The 16720-nt window shown below is 60.0% G+C and carries 16 protein-coding genes and 1 tRNA gene; 10 read left to right on the forward strand and 7 right to left on the reverse strand.

The annotated features are described in order from the left end of the window. Positions 1–140: 140 nt before the first annotated feature. A complete protein-coding gene (locus GIW48_RS00155) occupies positions 141–950 on the reverse strand; it encodes an AraC family transcriptional regulator (RefSeq protein ID WP_017137672.1) in 810 nt (269 codons plus the stop codon). 136 nt (positions 951–1086) lie between these two features. Between GIW48_RS00155 and GIW48_RS00160 the strand changes: the two genes are divergently transcribed. Both GIW48_RS00160 and ddlA read left to right on the forward strand, forming a co-directional pair. Further along, a complete protein-coding gene (locus tag GIW48_RS00160; RefSeq protein ID WP_017137671.1) occupies positions 1087–1725 on the forward strand; it encodes a LysE family translocator in 639 nt (212 codons plus the stop codon). A 44-nt stretch (positions 1726–1769) separates the two neighbouring features. After that, positions 1770–2864 (forward strand): D-alanine--D-alanine ligase, encoded by a 1095-nt coding sequence (gene ddlA, locus GIW48_RS00165; protein ID WP_176991524.1) that lies wholly within the window; start codon positions 1770–1772, stop codon positions 2862–2864. 179 nt (positions 2865–3043) lie between these two features. Here the strand turns inward: ddlA and pgeF are convergent, their stop codons facing one another. The 6 genes from pgeF to GIW48_RS00195 form a co-directional block, all read right to left on the reverse strand. After that, positions 3044–3766, reverse strand: a complete 723-nt coding sequence (gene pgeF / locus GIW48_RS00170; protein WP_236460577.1) for a peptidoglycan editing factor PgeF — start codon at positions 3764–3766, stop codon at positions 3044–3046. Between the two features lie 25 nt (positions 3767–3791). After that, positions 3792–5621 (reverse strand): gamma-glutamyltransferase, encoded by a 1830-nt coding sequence (ggt, locus tag GIW48_RS00175; RefSeq protein WP_050547746.1) that lies wholly within the window; start codon positions 5619–5621, stop codon positions 3792–3794. Between the two features lie 35 nt (positions 5622–5656). Next, positions 5657–6436: a PhzF family phenazine biosynthesis protein gene (locus tag GIW48_RS00180; RefSeq protein WP_017137667.1), complete on the reverse strand. Its 780-nt coding sequence runs from the start codon at positions 6434–6436 to the stop codon at positions 5657–5659. A gap of 96 nt (positions 6437–6532) precedes the next feature. After that, positions 6533–7366, reverse strand: a complete 834-nt coding sequence (locus GIW48_RS00185; RefSeq protein WP_236460578.1) for an EamA family transporter — start codon at positions 7364–7366, stop codon at positions 6533–6535. A gap of 111 nt (positions 7367–7477) precedes the next feature. Beyond that, positions 7478–7554, reverse strand: a tRNA-Met gene (locus tag GIW48_RS00190). Between the two features lie 335 nt (positions 7555–7889). Then, on the reverse strand, positions 7890–8441 hold the full coding sequence (locus GIW48_RS00195) for an RNA polymerase sigma factor (RefSeq protein ID WP_017137665.1): 552 nt from the start codon (positions 8439–8441) through the stop codon (positions 7890–7892). Between the two features lie 263 nt (positions 8442–8704). Between GIW48_RS00195 and GIW48_RS00200 the strand changes: the two genes are divergently transcribed. From GIW48_RS00200 to sctR, 8 genes are read left to right on the forward strand one after another with little or no spacing between them, the layout of a single operon-like run. Next, entirely contained in the window at positions 8705–9802 is a 1098-nt protein-coding gene (locus tag GIW48_RS00200; protein ID WP_236460580.1) for a TyeA family type III secretion system gatekeeper subunit, read from the forward strand. Continuing rightward, complete coding sequence (sctV, locus tag GIW48_RS00205) at positions 9799–11892, forward strand: type III secretion system export apparatus subunit SctV (RefSeq protein WP_099549211.1); 2094 nt, start codon at positions 9799–9801, stop codon at positions 11890–11892. The genes GIW48_RS00200 and sctV overlap by 4 nt, the downstream gene beginning before the upstream one ends. A 37-nt stretch (positions 11893–11929) precedes the next feature. After that, positions 11930–12841 (forward strand): FHA domain-containing protein, encoded by a 912-nt coding sequence (locus GIW48_RS00210; protein ID WP_026013747.1) that lies wholly within the window; start codon positions 11930–11932, stop codon positions 12839–12841. Further along, entirely contained in the window at positions 12838–14193 is a 1356-nt protein-coding gene (locus GIW48_RS00215; RefSeq protein WP_017137661.1) for a FliI/YscN family ATPase, read from the forward strand. The genes GIW48_RS00210 and GIW48_RS00215 overlap by 4 nt, the downstream gene beginning before the upstream one ends. Beyond that, positions 14180–14608 (forward strand): type III secretion system stalk subunit SctO, encoded by a 429-nt coding sequence (sctO, locus tag GIW48_RS00220; RefSeq protein ID WP_177033730.1) that lies wholly within the window; start codon positions 14180–14182, stop codon positions 14606–14608. The genes GIW48_RS00215 and sctO overlap by 14 nt, the downstream gene beginning before the upstream one ends. Beyond that, entirely contained in the window at positions 14605–15060 is a 456-nt protein-coding gene (locus GIW48_RS00225) for a type III secretion system HrpP C-terminal domain-containing protein (RefSeq protein WP_017137659.1), read from the forward strand. The genes sctO and GIW48_RS00225 overlap by 4 nt, the downstream gene beginning before the upstream one ends. Then, positions 15060–16070 carry a FliM/FliN family flagellar motor switch protein gene (locus GIW48_RS00230; protein WP_177033767.1) on the forward strand — a complete coding sequence of 337 codons (1011 nt, stop codon included), beginning with the start codon at positions 15060–15062 and terminating at the stop codon, positions 16068–16070. The genes GIW48_RS00225 and GIW48_RS00230 overlap by 1 nt, the downstream gene beginning before the upstream one ends. Further along, entirely contained in the window at positions 16067–16720 is a 654-nt protein-coding gene (gene sctR, locus GIW48_RS00235; RefSeq protein WP_017137657.1) for a type III secretion system export apparatus subunit SctR, read from the forward strand. Before GIW48_RS00230 ends, sctR begins: the two co-directional genes overlap by 4 nt.

Raw genomic sequence — 16720 nt, forward strand, 5'->3', positions numbered from 1 at the left:
GTGTTTTTGCCGGCGACCCCGCATTGTGGGAGCTGGCTTGCCTGCGATAGCGTGTGTCAGGCACCCAATATATTGACTGATGCACCGCAATCGCAGGCAAGCCAGCTCCCACAGGTTTAATCGCATTTCAGGTGGGCCAATCAGCGCCCTAGCATCTTCACCCATCGCGACGGCGGCATGCCGTAGGTGCTGCGAAATTGCCGGGTCATATGGCTCTGGTCGGTGAACCCTGCGGTCAGGGCCGCGTCCACCAGCGATTGGCCCTGGGCCAGCAAGCTGCGCACCAAGTCCAGCCGGCGCATGGTCAGGTAGCGGTAGGGGCTGGTGCCGAACAACAAACGAAAGTCTCGCGACAGCGCCCAGCGATCGCGACCGCAGTGGTCGGCCATTTCATCCAGGGTGATGCTGCGGCCCAGGGCGCTGTGGATAAACTCGCGGGCGCGCTCGGCAGCCACATAATCGAACGACTTGCGGCTGATGATCGCGCCGGACGCTGCGTTCAGCGCGTGTGCCAGGTCGAACAGGGCGTCCTGTTCCTGCATCGGGTCAACCGGGCAGTCGAGGTTTTGCAGCAACACTTCGCTGGCGCGGAAAAGGCGTGGGTCAGTCGACAAACCGTTGTGGATAAACGGCAATGGCCGACCACCGAGAATCTGCTGGATCAGCGCCGGCTCCACATAAATCATCCGGTACTTGAACCCCTCCACGCTGCTGGCGCGGCCGTCATGGGATTCATCGGGGTGAATCACCATGGTCCTGCCCGGCAGGCTATGGGTCATGCAGCCACGGTAGTGGTAGCTTTGCACGCCAAACAAGGTGCGGCCGATGGCGTAGGTGTCGTGGCGATGCGGGTCAAACGCAAAGCCTGCAAAGTACGCCTCGATACGGTCCAGGCCGCTGGCGTGCGGGGCGCGGTGCAGCCAGTCGAGGGTGGAAGTGGGTTGGCCCATGATGACTTGTCACATGTAGAGGTGGAAACACGTTAACCGAGTCTGCATCGGTTGTCTGCCGAGGTCTTGTACGATTGTGCAGGCGTTGGGCGAGGCCTATGATCCGGGTTCGTGTACTGCGCTGACGGAGCTGCCCATGGACGTTATCAACCCTGCCTATGTGGCCCCGCTGGTCTCGCTGGCGCTGCTGTGGACAGTCGCTGTCGTAACGCCTGGGCCGAACTTTTTCAACACCGCGCAGTTGGCTGCCAGCTGCTCCAGGCGCCATGGCGTTGTGGCGTCGGCGGGTGTAGCCAGCGGCACGATCATTTGGGGCTTGGCGGGCGGCTTGGGCATCAAGTCGCTGTTTACCGCCGCGCCGATGCTCTACCTGGCATTCAAGATCATCGGCGGTTGCTACCTGATCTACCTTGGGCTCAAGTTGTTCAAACGCTCGGCTCCGGCTGCGGGCCAGACGGTTCTGCCCGACGCACCGCGCCGCTCATTGTTCTCTGCCTGGCGGTTCGGGTTACTGGGCAACTTGTCCAACCCCAAGGCTGCGCTGTTCGTCGCGACGGCCTTTGCCTCGACCATGCCGCCATCTCCTTCGCCCGCGCTGCTTACCCTGGCCGTCATCACCATGGCCACCTTGTCGTTCAGTTGGTATTCCAGTGTTGCCCTGGTGTTTTCCAGCGAGCGCATGGCCAGCCTTTACGCGCGTTCACGCAAATGGCTCGACCGCTTTGCCGGTGGTTGCTACCTGCTGTTCGGCGCACATCTGGTAGCGAATCGCTGACCGCTCATGGTAAGAAGCCTTACTTTCAACAGTGAGGCCGGGTCATGAGCAAGGTGCGTGTAGGTATTATTTTTGGTGGCCGTTCGGCCGAGCACGAAGTCTCGTTGCAGTCGGCGCGCAATATCGTCGATGCGCTGGACCGTTCGCGCTTTGAGCCGGTCTTGATCGGCATCGACAAGGCCGGCCACTGGCACCTCAACGACACGTCGAACTTTCTGATCAACCAGGAAAACCCGGCGCTCATCGCTCTTAACCAATCCAACCGTGAACTTGCAGTGGTGCCGGGCAAGGCCAACCAGCAAGTGGTAGAAACCTCCGGTCAGGGCCTGCTGGAACATATCGACGTGATCTTCCCCATCGTCCACGGCACCCTCGGCGAAGACGGCTGCCTGCAAGGCCTGCTGCGCATGGCCGACCTGCCTTTCGTCGGCTCCGACGTGCTGGGTTCGGCGGTCTGCATGGACAAAGACATCAGCAAGCGTCTGCTGCGCGATGCCGGTATTGCTGTCACACCGTTTATCACCCTGACTCGCCGCAACGCGGCGCGTACCTCGTTTGAAGCGGCTGTGAACAAGCTCGGTTTGCCGATGTTCGTCAAACCCGCCAACCAGGGTTCTTCGGTGGGTGTGAGTAAGGTTGGCAACGAGGCCGAGTACCACGCCGCTGTTGAACTGGCCTTGGGCTTCGATGAAAAAGTGCTGGTGGAGTCCGCGGTCCAGGGCCGTGAAATCGAATGCGCCGTATTGGGCAACGACAACCCCATCGCCAGTGGCTGTGGCGAGATTGTGGTGAGCAACGGCTTCTATTCCTACGACAGCAAATACATCGACGGCCAGGCGGCCCAAGTGGTGGTGCCGGCCGATATCAGCGTCGAAGCCAGCGAGCGCATTCGCCACCTCGCCATTGAGGCGTTTGAGGTGCTGGGCTGCGCCGGCCTGGCGCGGGTTGATGTGTTCCTCACCGATGACGGTGAAGTGCTGATCAACGAGATCAACTCACTGCCAGGTTTCACACGTATCAGCATGTACCCGAAGCTGTGGCAGGCGGCGGGGATGAGTTACAGCGAGTTGGTGGGCCGGTTGATCGAGCTGGCGCTGGAGCGGCATGCCGGGCGTAAGGGGCTTAAGATCAGCCGATGAAATGACTCGAGTAACATGTGGCCTCTGTGGCGAGGGAGCTTGCTCCCGTTGGGGCGCGAAGCGGCCCCAACACCAGACAGCACGGTTCTACCTTGAAATAACGTAGTGGCTAAATTGGGGCTGCTGCGCAGCCCAACGCGGGGCAAGCCCGCTCGCCACAAAAGCGCCCTTGGCACTGATCAGGGGTTGCAAGCAATCCACGAATAGATCAACGTCTTCGCTTCTTCAGGGTGATGCGTGCGCCTGCGATAGCTGGCGAAAGTGGAGGATGTGCAATACGTACACACTTCACTGACTTCGATCTGCTCACGCTTAAGCCCTGCTGCTAACAGCAACATTACCCCGAAGCCGCTCAAATCAAACCAGGCACTTCCTGTTTGCCTGGCATAGGGCGGGGCAATTTCGGGGGGCAGCAATGGCGCCGGTTGTACGAAGCTCCACGGTGCCCGGTCGTCAGGCCACAGATGGCCTTGATCCGCCTGAAACTGCGCAATAAAGTCCTCGCTCACTTCATAGCAGCACGGTTTGATTGACGGCCCGATTGCCACCTGCAACTGCTCCACGGCGATGCCTTTGTCGGCAAATTGCTGCACGGCATTGGCGATGATCCCGCCTTGCAACCCCTTCCAACCGCCATGCACCGCTGCGACCGTCGCACCGTCTTCAGCCGCGATAAGAATGGGCAGGCAATCGGCTGTGATCACCGCAATCGGCTGATGCTCGCGCGTGAACACGCCATCCGCCGCCACGCTGTTGGTTGCCAACTGCGCCTGCCATTCAATCACCGTCGCGCTGTGTACCTGCTTGCAGATGAACACTGCATCCGGGCGCTGGGGGTCATTGATCGAGCAAAAACCATGGTCGACGCCGCCAAGGGCGCCGAGGTTATCGGCCTGTTGCACAGCACGCTCTCCGTTCGTAGAACATTCAGTCACCGACCGCTTCGCCTTCACGCCGAGGGTCGGCGCCGCCGCTCAGGGTTACCTTGCCTTGAGCATCGCGCGTGCGAACAATGGCCTGGATGCCGCTGGTCATATCGATTTCGCTCAACGCGTGGCCCTTGTCACGCAGCGCTTGTTTCAACGCAGGGCTGAACAGGCCGGCCTCCAACTCGGTCGCGCCGTTGCGGCTACCAAAGTTGGGCAGGCTGATGGCGGCTTGCGGGTCGAGGTTCCAGTCGAGCATTGCCACCAGGGATTTGCTCACGTATTCGATGATTTGCGAACCGCCCGGTGAACCCACCGTCGCCAGCAGCTCGCCGCTCTTGCGGTCGAACACCAGGGTAGGCGCCATGGCTGAGCGAGGGCGCTTGCCGGGTTCGACGCGGTTGGCCACGGGCTGGCCGTTTTCTTCAGGGAGAAACGAAAAGTCGGTCATCTGGTTGTTGAGCAAAAAGCCCTGAACCATCACGTGGGAGCCGAACGCCGCTTCTACCGTGGTGGTCATCGACACCGCGCCGCCCTGGTCATCCACTGCCACCACTTGCGAGGTGGAGATGCGCAGCGGCGAGCGGTCCGGCGCGTAGGCCACCTGGATGCCCGCTGGTGTGCCCGGCTTGGCAATGCCCATGCTGCGTTCGCCAATCAATGTGGCGCGCTGTGCCAGGTAGTTGGGGGCGACAAGGCCCGCGACCGGTACAGGGGTGAAGTCCGAGTCGGCCACATACAGCGCACGGTCGGCAAACGCCAGGCGGCCGGCTTCGGCGATCAGGTGTACGGCTTCGGGCACAGGCTCAAGGCCGGCAGGCGATGCACTCTTCAGCGGTTTCATCGGCGCGATGGCCAGGCGCGGGTCACGGGCCTCCACTGCCTGCAAGGTGCCGAGGATCTGTGCGACGGCTATCCCGCCCGACGACGGCGGCGGCATGCCGCACACCCGGTATTGCTTGTAGTCGGTGCACAGCGGCGTGCGTTCCTTGGCGGTGTAGCCCTTAAGGTCAGCCTGCGAGAGGCTGCCCGCATTGCGATTGCCCTGGACCTTGCGCGCGATTTCATCGGCAATCGGCCCGTGGTACAGCGCGTCTGGGCCTTCCTTGGCGATGCGCTTGAACACAGCAGCCAGCGCCGGGTTTTTCAACAGTGTGCCGGTGGCTTTAGGCGAGCCATCGGCGTTCAGAAAGTAAGCCGCCATTTCCGGCGACTGGGGAATGTAGCGGTCGGCCGCAATCAGTGCGTGCAAGCGTGGGGAAATCGCGAAGCCTTGCTCCGACAGCCTGATCGCCGGTTCAAACAACTTGGACCATTGCAGGTGCCCGGTCTTTTGATGCGCCATCTGCAGTGCCCGCAAGACGCCCGGCGTGCCGACCGAACGCCCGCCAATCTGCGCTTCGGGAAACGCCATCGGCGTGCCGTCGGCCTTCAGGAACAAGCGCTCAGTCGCGCCGGCGGGTGCCGTTTCACGGCCGTCATAGGCGTGTACGTTCTTGCCGTCCCACAGCATGATGAACGCGCCGCCGCCGATGCCGGAAGACTGCGGTTCCACCAGGGTCAGCACCGCCTGCATCGCTATCGCGGCGTCAATCGCCGAACCGCCCTGGCGCAACATCTCCCGCCCGGCTTCGGCCGCCAGCGGGTTGGCGGCGGCGGCCATATGGCGTTCGGCGTGGCGGGTGGTGAGGTCGGTGCGGTAACCCGAGCCCAGTTCCGGTGCCGGAGGCTGTTCGTTGACGGGTGTGTGGCAGCCGGCCAGCACCAGGGCTGCGGCAACCATCGACAGTTGACGGCGGGAAATCGTGAACACGCGCTGAACTCCGTTCATTTTGAGAATGATCTGTTGTCCTTGGGCAATCCCTTTTACAGGTAAATCGTGCCTTGCAGGTAGAGTGCTGCATGGCCTGAGATGATCACGCGGTCACCTTTGAGTTCACACCGCAGTTGCCCACGGCGCCTGCCGCCCTGTTCGGCGCTCAACTGCGACTTGCCCAGGCGCTCGGCCCAGAACGGTGCCAGCGAGGTGTGTGCCGAGCCGGTGACCGGGTCTTCATTGACGCCCACATTCGGGCCAAACCAACGGGAAACAAAATCAAAGCGCGTGCTTTTGGCCGTCACTGCTATCCCGCGTTTGGGCAGGCCCTTGAGGCGTGCAAAATCTGGCGTGAGTGCCGCGACCTGGGCTTCGTCATCAACGACAACGATATAGTCATCAGTGGCATACACCTCGGCGTGTTCGAGCCCCAGCGCGCTCAACATGCCGGCTGGCGGCTCGCAACGCTCGGGCTGTTTGGCCGGGAAGTCCATTGCCAGTTCGTCGCCATTGCGCGTCACGCGAAGCTCACCGCTGCGGGTGGCAAAACGCAAGATCTCAGGGGGATTCGGGAGTTTGTGAATCAGCACCCAGGCAGCGGCCAACGTCGCATGGCCACACAGGTCCACTTCGACTTCGGGGGTGAGCCAGCGCAGCTCATACACCTCGCCACGAGGCACGAAAAATGCGGTTTCGGAAAGGTTGTTTTCGGCGGCGATGTGGTGCAGCTGCTCTGTGGGCAACCACTCGGTCAGCGGGCAGACGGCCGCCGGGTTACCACCGAAGACCTGTTGGCTGAACGCGTCGACTTGATAGATATCCAGTTTCATCACAGGTGCTCCATGTAGGGAGGCAGGACACTAGCAGTGGGTTACGTGGAGCGTCAAAGTACAGATCCTCAGTTTTTTTGCGCGCATGTGTCCTGGTCAGCCCAGGCGCAACACCATCGCCCCGACGGCAATAATGCCGGCGGCAATGATGCGAGCCTGCGTTAAATGCTCTTTGAGCACCCACGCCGAAATCACTACGCCAAACAGGATCGAGGTCTCACGCAAGGCCGAAACCGTCGCGATGGGCGCGTGTGTCATCGCCCACAACGCCAGGCCGTATGACGCCACAGTGCCTGCGCCCCCGACGGCGCCAAGCTGCCAGTTACGGGCGACGTAGCGACAGAACGCTGCACGCCGCGCGGCTAAGGCCCACGCGGCGAGCGGGATGCCGGTCAGCAAAAATATCCACAGCGTGTAAGCCGCGGGTGCGCCGGACTTGCGCACGCCAAGGCCATCAATCAGCGTATAGCCGGCTATCACCAAGGCGTTTATCAGCGCGAGCACCAGCCCTTTTTTATGACCGGCCGAGGGCGCTGCGGCCATGCTCAAGATACCCAGGCAGATCACCCCAATGCCAAGCCAGGCAAACGCCGAGAGTGGCTCGTGCAACACCAGCACACTCACCAACGCCACCAGCAGCGGCGCAGTGCCACGCATGATCGGATAGGTCTGGCTCATGTCGGCAATGCGGTAGGTCGAGGCCACCAGTACGAAATACAACACCTGCAAAACCACCGATGCGCCGATGAAGGGCCAGCTTTCTCTGGCCGGTAGCGCCAGAAACGGGATGGCCGCCAGCGCAATCAATGAAGCGGCGGATGCAATCATGCAGGTGGTCAGCAGCTTGTCGACGCCGCCTTTGACCACCGCATTCCACGTGGCGTGAAGGGCGGCGCCCAGCAGGATGATTGCGAATACGCTCAGGCTCATGGATGGCACTCAAAGCAGCATTTTGGGGTGTTAATCGCAGAGAGTATGCCCGAGCACTTTTGTGCAGGCATAAAAAAACGGCCTACCTTTCGGTAAGCCGTTTTTAGTACTTGGTGGCTACGCAGGGACTTGAACCCCGGACCCCAGCATTATGAATGCTATGCTCTAACCAACTGAGCTACGTAGCCAAGTGGCGCGCATTATTCGCGTAGAACGCATATGCGTCAAGCGTTTATTTTAAAAATTTATCTACGCTTTCAACTGTTTAAACAGAATAAGGCCAAACGGCGACGAGTGGTGTGGCGGATACGGGTATTTCAGCCACGAAGATCCCACATGGGTTTTGCGGTGTTCTGCTGACGGTATTCAACGCGTGATCGCAAGGGTGTGGCGCTGTAAACACTTTGACGATGACCCCCAAGGTGCCATTCGGCGCGGCTTGTGATCCTGTTCTGCGCACGGTAAAGCGTCATTCGGTTGGGCAGATATCCCTGCCGCCCAACGCTTGCCCCCCAGGGCTTGCTTACGGATGCTGCGGTGTGTGGGTGACGCGCTTCAGGTGTTCGCGCGCCCGTGACAGACGTGAGCGAACGGTACCGATGGGGATGTCCAGCACGTCGGCGGTGTCCTGGTAACTGCCATCGGTTTCCAGGGAGGCATATAACGTCTTGCGCATCTCAGCCGGCAAATGATCGATGGCGTTCAAGGTTTTTTCCAGCCGGCGGTTGACCTCGAATTCCCAATCCAGATTCTTGTTTTCTTCCTGGCCGTGCCACAGCGATTCATCGAACTCGCAATGCACCGGTTTGGCATACAGGCGCCGGAAATGGTTGCGGACCAGGTTCTGCGCAATGCCGCACATCCAGGTACTGAGGGTAGCCTGGCCACTGAACCGCTCTCTGTTACGCCATGCCTCCAGGTAGGTCAGTTGCAGGATGTCGTCGGCGTCTTCGGGATTGAGTACGCGTTTATGAATAAAACGCCGGAGTTTTTTTTGCTGGTCGTCCGTCAGTTGGAGCATGAATTGAGGCGAGTCGCCAACGAGCTGCGCTAAAGCTTCAATAGGAATATTCACGATTTTTTCCTCAGGGTAGACGCTATCGAAATAATTTCGACGGGAACCCCTTTAGCACTGGCTGTGCCAAACAAAAAAATCTTATAACTTGCTGATTTATATATATAAATAAATTGAAATAGTGTGATTTTGCGCAGGTACTTGCAAAACGATTGGCGGCTTTGTGCAGGTATTTTCAAAGCGGGGAGTGTGGGTGGTTTTTATGGAACCGTATGGCACCGGGTTGCCACATAGAGACACAAACTCCCTGTCCTGGCATGCCCATGAAAGTCGAATTCAACCCCGATCTGCACAGAATCCAGCGCTTGGACCCATCCGTTTCAGAGAAGGTCGCCACGACCACATCGCAGGATGCCGCGCCAGGTTTTGATGCGCTCGCGGGCATCTTCAGCCAGGAAGCTGCGGCCCATGGCACTGCGTTGACCCGACGTGCCATTGGGGGGCCTGTCACGCCGGTCGAGCAGCTCGCGCAGTTGTATGATCGACTGGGCCATCCCGCCCAGAAAAGCCTGGCAAAGATGGTCATCGTGGCCAGGCAGTATCTGGAGCGCCAGCTTAGTCTCGAAAAATTGGTGGACCTCACGGGTGGAGACCCTGCACGTACCTATGTCGTGCTTCGTCAGCTTACGGCGCAGGCCGAGGCGCAGGTGCGCCAGACCCAATCCGCGTTGACGCGTGATGCGCAAGTCAAGAGCGAGGCAGCGCTGGCTCGGGCAGCGCTGGCGAGGCTGGAGATTCAGTACAAGAGGGAAATACAGGCGGGCCTTAATATTGCCCTGGCGTTGCAGTCAGGCAGTGACGATCCGGCGCAATGCCAGGCGATACGTACGCTCTACTACGCCAATGTGGTCGTGCGCCAATCCCTGGCCAGCATGATGCAGGCGCTTTTGAAAGAGTACGGTGGCGAGCAGTTTACGGTCGGGCTCAACCTCATGCGCCGGGCCCTGGCGGATGATATTGCGGCGTACGTCTCATCGATTCCCACCGCCAAATTGCGCACGCTTTTGTTGGGGTTACAGAGCTGCGGTCAATTGGGCGGGGTACTGTCCAATTGCCAGGACCTGGTTCAGCGTCTGAACGTTGAGCACGACGCCGTTGACCTGTTGCAGCGTCTGTTGGGTTATGCCGGCAATGGCATAGCCCCCTCCGAGGTTCAACTGCTGGCGGATGAATTGGCTGGGGATGCGGCGGCCCGCCAACTGGCCTCTCTCAATGCGCTCTATCCCGTGATCAAAGGTTTGCCTGCGGCCTTATGGCGCGACTCGCGGGGGCGCGAGGAGGCTTTGCATAACTTCCTGCTGGTGATGGATGAGTTCACGCGCCTGGAGAAGGGCCAGATTGAGCCGAGGGCGTTGATGTGACGGTGCTGGCGTTTATCAACCACTGGCTGCTCAAGGTTGCGCAACGTGCTGAAGTCCTTGGTGCTGTGGTGGTACTGGCCATCGTCTTTATTTTCATCGTGCCGCTGCCGACCTGGCTGGTGGACATCCTCATTGCGCTCAATATCTGTATTGCCTGCTTGTTGATTGTGCTGGCGTTGTACCTGCCCGGGCCTTTGGCGTTTTCGTCGTTCCCCTCGATTCTGCTGTTGACCACGATGTTTCGCCTGGCACTGTCTATCGCGACCACGCGTTTGATCCTGCTGGAGCAGGACGCCGGCGACATCGTCGAGGCGTTCGGCAACTTTGTGGTCGGTGGCAACCTGGCGGTAGGGTTGGTGATCTTCATGATCCTCACCCTGGTCAACTTCCTGGTCATCACCAAGGGCTCGGAGCGGGTTGCCGAAGTGGCCGCACGCTTCAGCCTGGACGCGATGCCCGGCAAGCAGATGTCCATCGACAGCGACTTGCGTGCGGGACTGATCGACGGCAATCAGGCGCGGGACAAACGTGACCAGTTGTCCCGCGAGAGTCAGTTGTTCGGGGCCATGGACGGCGCCATGAAGTTCGTCAAGGGTGACGCTGTTGCAGGCCTGGTGATCGTGTTGATCAACCTGTTGGGCGGTTTTTCCACGGGTATGTTCCAGCATGGCATGAGCGCCAGCGAATCCATTGCGTTGTATTCGGTGCTGACCATCGGTGATGGTTTGATTGCGCAAATCCCTGCGCTGCTGATCTCGCTGACGGCGGGCATGATCATCACCCGCGCCGCACCGGATGGGCGCCGGGGCGTGACTAACATGGGCGCAGAAATTGCCCGTCAGATGACCAGCGAACCCAAGAGCTGGATGATTGCGTCAGTGGGCATGCTCGCGTTTGCGGCGTTGCCCGGCATGCCGACCCTGGTATTTATTCTTATCTCACTGATGACCGGCTCCCTGGGCTATTACCTTGCGCGCCAACGTCAACGGCAAGAGGCGCCCGAGGCCGAGGCCACGCAGGCCGTGCGCCCGGAAGAAAACGGTGACGAGGACTTGCGCGGGTTTGACCCGTCGCGCCCCTATCTCTTGCAATTTTCTCCCGTCTTGCGCGGAACGCCTGAGGTGATCGAGCTGGTTCATGGCCTTCGTCAGACGCGTAATGCACTCGTTGCGAATATCGGGCTCACGCTGCCGCCGTTTGAAGTCGAACTCAACGACTCGTTGGCGGACGACGAAATGCGCTTCTGCGTACACGAGGTGCCGATGATCAAGGCCTCGGTTGTCACCAATGTGGCCGTAGAGCGTAAAGCCTTGGCACAGGTGCCTGAGCACGCAATACCAGGCCTGGCTGAACGCGATGAGCAAGATTGGGTGTGGTTGGCGCAGGATGATCCTTTGCTCGATGACCCCCTGCTGGAGCGCTTCAGTGCGACGAGCTTGATCGTCGAACGCATGAAGCAAGCGATGATGCTGTCCGGCCCCCAGTTTCTGGGAATCCAGGAGAGTAAGTCGATCCTCAGTTGGCTTGAACATAACCAGCCGGAATTGGTACAGGAGCTGCAGCGAATCATGCCGCTGTCGCGTTTCTCGGCAGTCCTGCAACGCCTGGCAGGCGAAGGCGTACCGCTGCGTGCTGTGAGGCTGATCGTCGAGTCGCTGATTGAATACGGCCAGCATGAGCGAGAGCCGGACGCGTTGGCGGACTACGCGCGCATTGCGCTTAAAGCGCAGATTTTTCACCAATACAGTGAGGCCGACGGCCTGCATGCCTGGTTGCTGTCCCCACAGACCGAAAACGTGCTGCGCGAATCGCTGCGCCAGACCCAGACCGGGGTGTTTTTCGCCCTTGATAATGACAGCAGTGCTTCACTGATCAACCTGCTCAACCAAGCCTTCGTGGCCCGGCCAAAAAGCAAAAGCGTGATGTTGGTTGCACAGGATTTACGCAGCCCTTTGCGCACTCTTTTGCTCGAAGAATTCAACCATGTACCTGTGATGTCTTTTGCCGAATTGGGGAGCACCTCAAAGGTAAAAGTGTTGGGGCGTTTTGACCTCGGTCAGACTGACCTGATGCGTGGTACTGCGGCATGAGAAGTGCGCCAGTTTCTGCACAGGAGAGCGCTCAATGATGTTTGAGCTGCGTGTTCTCGATGGCCTGCACCAAGGGGCTGCGCTGCCGCTGTTTGGTGAACAGTGGAGCATCGGTGCTCATGCAGAGGCTGATTTGGTGCTCAGCGATCCGGGGATCGCCGAGCAGCATGCGTTGTTGCGGCTGGTCGGATCCAGTTGGTCGGTGCAGGCCCAGGCAGGGCTGTTGCAGGATGCGAAAGAGCAGGTAGTGGCACAGATCACGAATCTGGCGCTGGGCGAACAGTTTGGCGTGGGCGCCATACGGTTGTATGTCGCCGTGGCGGATCAGCCCTGGCCCGAAGCACCCGCCCCGGCCACACCGGCCAAGGTTTCGGCCAAGGTGACGGCCAGGAAAACTTCCCCGCCGTTGACGTTGTCGTCGTTGGGACACTCGCAGCAAAAGCGCCTGATCAGTGTGGTGCTGGTGGTTGCCGTCATCCTCATGGTGGTGGGTATTGCTTCCACGGGCGAGCGTGATCCCCAGGCCTCGTTGATGCCGGCAGTGCCCCACAGAGTCGAGCTGGCCTCGCCATTCGAGGTGCGCCAACAGTTGCTGAATATGCTCAGTGAGCGTGATTTGAGCCAGCGGGTCAGTTTGCAGGTCATCAATGGCCAGGTTGCACTCAACGGCGATGTTTCCGAGGAGGATCTGGCGTTGGTGACGCGCATGCTCGACCGCTTTGGTGAGCAGTTCGACAGCGTTGTACCGGTGATCAGCCGGGTGCGTGCGCGTAACAATGAGTTGCCGTTCAAGATCGTTCAGATTATCGGAGGGGCGAACGGTCACGTTGTGCTGGAGGACGGAACCCGACTGTTTGTGGGGGACCAAGTGGACGACTTGCGCCTGGTGATGATTGACAACAGCAAGGTGGTTTTCGAAGGCGCGCAGCGTTATGAGGTGCGCTGGTGATTAAGGATTTGCAGGCGCGTCTCGACACTTGGCAGCGGCACCAGACCCAGACGTTGGCAGGTTTTGCTCCGGTGACAATGCGCGGGCGCGTGCAGCGTGTGAACGGCATGTTACTGCAATGTCGGCTGCCTCAGGCACGTATAGGCGACTTGTGCCAGGTGGAAAAACAAGGCGATTACATGCTCGCCGAAATTATTGGTTTCGACCAGCAGGATGCCGTGCTCAGTGCGCTGGGTAACCTGGAAGGTGTGCGTGTGGGGGCCAGCGTAGAGCGCCTGGGCATATCCCATCAGGTACAGGTCAGCGAGAAGCTGCTGGGCCAGGTACTGGATGGATTTGGGCGGCCAATTACCGGCGAAGGCGCCAGCGCTTTTGCACTGGTCGACTCACCGGATACCAGCGCTGTGTTGTGCGAAGCGCCTTTGCCCACCGATAGGCCGCGAATCAACCGCGCGCTGGCCACCGGCGTGCGTTCGATCGATGGGCTGTTGACGCTGGGGGAGGGGCAGCGTGTCGGCCTGTTTGCCGGGGCCGGCTGCGGCAAGACCACATTGCTGGCGGAGATAGCCCGCAACGTTGAGTGTGACGTGATTGTGTTCGGCCTGATCGGCGAGCGAGGCCGAGAGCTGCGCGAGTTTCTTGATCATGAACTCGATGATCAACTGCGCGCCAAAGCGGTGTTGGTGTGTGCCACCTCTGATCGTTCGAGCATGGAGCGGGCACGCGCAGCCTTCACGGCGACAGCCTTGGCCGAAGGCTTCCGAAGCAAGGGCAAGCGCGTGCTGCTTTTGATCGATTCCCTCACACGGTTCGCCAGGGCCCAGCGAGAAATTGGCCTCGCCGCCGGCGAGCCTCTGGGCCGTGGTGGCCTGCCACCTTCGGTATACAGCCTGCTGCCGCGGTTGGTCGAGCGTGCCGGGTTGACGCGCGAAGGCGTGATCACGGCGATCTACACGGTGCTGATCGAGCAGGACTCCATGAGCGACCCGGTGGCCGATGAAGTTCGCTCGCTGCTCGACGGCCATATCGTGCTGTCTCGCAAGCTGGCCGAGCGTGGGCACTATCCGGCGGTGGACGTATTGGCCAGCCTTTCGAGGATCTTGAGCAACGTCGCCGAGCCTGGGGATATCCAGGCTGGCACGGCGTTACGTCGGCTGTTGTCGGCGTACCAGCAGATCGAGCTGATGCTCAAGCTGGGCGAGTACCAGCCGGGTAGCGATGTATTGACCGACTTGGCGGTAGACAGTCGCAGCGCAGTGGACAGTTTTCTGCGCCAGGACTTGCGTGAACCCTCGCCAATGGCGGAAACACTGGAGCAACTCAAGGAGCTGACGGCCTATGTCCCATTCTGACGTGTCGATGGCTGAAATCGAGACCCTGCGGCGCCTGCGCCGTCATCGGGCCGACCGCGCTGAGCGTGCATTGCGTGAGGCCAAGCGAGCACGGCAAACCCTGCAGGCACATATCCAGGATGCCCAGCAAACCCTTGAGCAAACCCGCCAGGAGGAGGCTCGGCAAAGTGCGCAGTTGCTCAGCCAGCATCAGGGCCAGGTGCTGACGCTCAAAGCGCTGAAGTCCTGGGGGTTACAAGAACGTTCATTGTCGGCAAGCACTCTGCGGGACGAAGGCCAGGTGCAAGCACTGCGAGCGCAGCACACGGAAAAGGAAATAGAGGTTGGCAGTGCCCAGAAGTACGCCACGGAGTGTTTGCGCCAGGTGGAAAAACTTCAGGAACTGTCCAAATTGCTCGCTCAGGAATCGATATGAAACAGGTTTCAAATGCCGCTCCTGAGCAGCGACGCATGCGCGAACTCCGGGAGGAGCGCGAACCCTCCGTGGCGGCCTACGTTCCCGTGGAGCAAGGGCGACTGTTTGCTTATCTGCTTGCAGGCGGTGCTGCAGAGAAACGTTTCGGACATTCGCGCATGGACATCAAGGCCTCAGTCGAGGCGGCCAGGGCCGATATGTTGGTTGAACAATTGGTGGCGCCTATACAGGCCGGTGGGCAGTGGCCGCTGCAGTTTGTGCTGTGCATGCCGCGCCTGGGGCGGGTTAACGCACTTGTACACCGTGAGCAGAACACCTGGGCCATTGAACTGGACGCAGAGGAAGAGGCAACCAACCGTTGGCTGCGTGGCGTGCGGCAGCAATGCCAGGAACGATGCACGCAAGCCTTGGGGCAGCCGGTCAAGTTCTACCTGCCAGGTACCCGTTCATGATGAAGGTGCCCTTTTTGACATTGCCTGTGGTCAAGCACAGCACGGTCGCTGCGCGCCGCAGGCTGGGGCGTGGGCTGCGCTTGCCGTTTAAGGTTGCCGGGCAAGAGGGTGAACTGCTCATTGAACCCGGGCGTGCCCCTGTTGGCGGCGAGGCGTTGTGCTTCGAAACCGCCCTCGGTGTATTGGCGCTCGCTGAAGCGGGGCCGCTGTTGAGCCTGCTGGGCGAATGCCCTGTGCCATTGGCCAAGGCAGGAAACGATCCACATTCTTGGTTCTGGCCGCTGTTTGAGCAGCACCTCAGTCCCCAAGTCAAAGCGCTGTTTGGCTATATGCGATTGCTGGTGACTGCGCGTCCCGCAGGTTTCGGCTGCAGGTTGAGCGTGACGTTGGGGGCCTCTCGGGTCGTAGGTTATGTGTGGCTGGCTCACCAGAGCTTTCTAGCGTTGTGCGATGCCGCACCTTGGCGCTCTATCGCCGCGCCGATGCCGGCGTCGTTCAAGCTGGCCATTGGCGTGCCCCTTGGGCGCGTGCAGTTACCGCTGGCACAAGTGCGCAACCTGCGGGCTGGCGATGTGTTGGTGCTTGAGCAGGCTTTTTTTCAACCCCAGGGCAATGGCTACGTGCAGGTTGGCAGGCAGCGCCTTCATGGCTGCATTGACGACGACACCGGGCCGCTGTGCCTGACCCTGACTTCTATAGAGGACACGAGTGTGGACGAGGACTTTTCAGCAGCCTATTACGCTGAGCCGGAAGACGAACCAGTGATGGAAGTGTTCGGGCATGAACCGTTCGATGAGCTGAGCATGTCGCTGAGCGTGCGTTGCGGTGTGCTGAACCTGACCCTGGGCGAACTGCGCAACCTGGTTGAGGGTTCAGTATTGGGTATTACCGGTTATGCGCCGGGAATGGCCGGCCTGTACTACGGTGATCGGCCGATCGGCCAGGGGCAGTTGGTGGAAGTGGATGGGCGCTTGGGCCTGCAAGTGACGCGAGTGGTTTTTTCTCGATGAGTATTCAGGGCATAGATCCCTTCGTACTTGCGCTGTTCCTGGGGGCATTGTCGCTGATGCCCATGCTGCTGATCGTGTGTACGGCGTTCTTGAAGATTGTCATTGTGCTGATGATCACCCGCAACGCTATCGGCGTGCAGCAAGTGCCTCCCAGCATGGCTATCAATGGCATCGCGCTGGCGGCGACGCTGTTTATCATGGCGCCTGTGGGTTACGAGATCGCCGAGAGCGTCAAGGTTTCGCCGCTGGATTTGAGCAGTGTGCAGATGGCTCTGCACACCGGCGGTGAGGCAATCAAACCCTTGCGTGCATTCATGCTGCGCAATATTGACCCGGATGTGTTGACGCACTTGCTGGAAAACACCGGGCGCCTGTGGCCGGCAGCCATGGCGCAGGAAGTCCAGCGAGAAGACTTGATTCTGTTGGTGCCTGCCTTTGTGCTGTCGCAATTGCAGGCGGGGTTCGAGATCGGCTTCCTCATCTACATTCCGTTCATTGTGATCGACCTGATTGTCTCCAATTTGCTACTGGCATTGGGCATGCAAATGGTCTCGCCGATGACCATTTCCTTGCCGCTCAAACTGTTGTTGTTCGTGATGGTTTCCGGGTGGTCACGGCTGCTCGACAGCCTCTTCTTTTCTTATCTCTGA

Origin of the sequence: Pseudomonas sp. PA-6-3C, assembly GCF_021605825.1 — a bacterium.
Classification (GTDB): domain Bacteria; phylum Pseudomonadota; class Gammaproteobacteria; order Pseudomonadales; family Pseudomonadaceae; genus Aquipseudomonas; species Aquipseudomonas edaphica.

Coding starts and splice junctions, on each gene's coding strand:
- ddlA (WP_176991524.1), top strand. CDS start 1,770: ATGAGCAAGGTGCGTGTAGGTATTATTTTTGGTGGCCGTTCGGCCGAG.
- sctR (WP_017137657.1), top strand. CDS start 16,067: ATGAGTATTCAGGGCATAGATCCCTTCGTACTTGCGCTGTTCCTGGGG.
- GIW48_RS00180 (WP_017137667.1), bottom strand. CDS start 6,436: ATGAAACTGGATATCTATCAAGTCGACGCGTTCAGCCAACAGGTCTTC.
- ggt (WP_050547746.1), bottom strand. CDS start 5,621: ATGAACGGAGTTCAGCGCGTGTTCACGATTTCCCGCCGTCAACTGTCG.
- sctO (WP_177033730.1), top strand. CDS start 14,180: ATGTCCCATTCTGACGTGTCGATGGCTGAAATCGAGACCCTGCGGCGC.
- GIW48_RS00230 (WP_177033767.1), top strand. CDS start 15,060: ATGAAGGTGCCCTTTTTGACATTGCCTGTGGTCAAGCACAGCACGGTC.
- GIW48_RS00155 (WP_017137672.1), bottom strand. CDS start 950: ATGGGCCAACCCACTTCCACCCTCGACTGGCTGCACCGCGCCCCGCAC.
- GIW48_RS00185 (WP_236460578.1), bottom strand. CDS start 7,366: ATGAGCCTGAGCGTATTCGCAATCATCCTGCTGGGCGCCGCCCTTCAC.
- GIW48_RS00200 (WP_236460580.1), top strand. CDS start 8,705: ATGAAAGTCGAATTCAACCCCGATCTGCACAGAATCCAGCGCTTGGAC.
- GIW48_RS00225 (WP_017137659.1), top strand. CDS start 14,605: ATGAAACAGGTTTCAAATGCCGCTCCTGAGCAGCGACGCATGCGCGAA.
- GIW48_RS00160 (WP_017137671.1), top strand. CDS start 1,087: ATGGACGTTATCAACCCTGCCTATGTGGCCCCGCTGGTCTCGCTGGCG.
- GIW48_RS00210 (WP_026013747.1), top strand. CDS start 11,930: ATGTTTGAGCTGCGTGTTCTCGATGGCCTGCACCAAGGGGCTGCGCTG.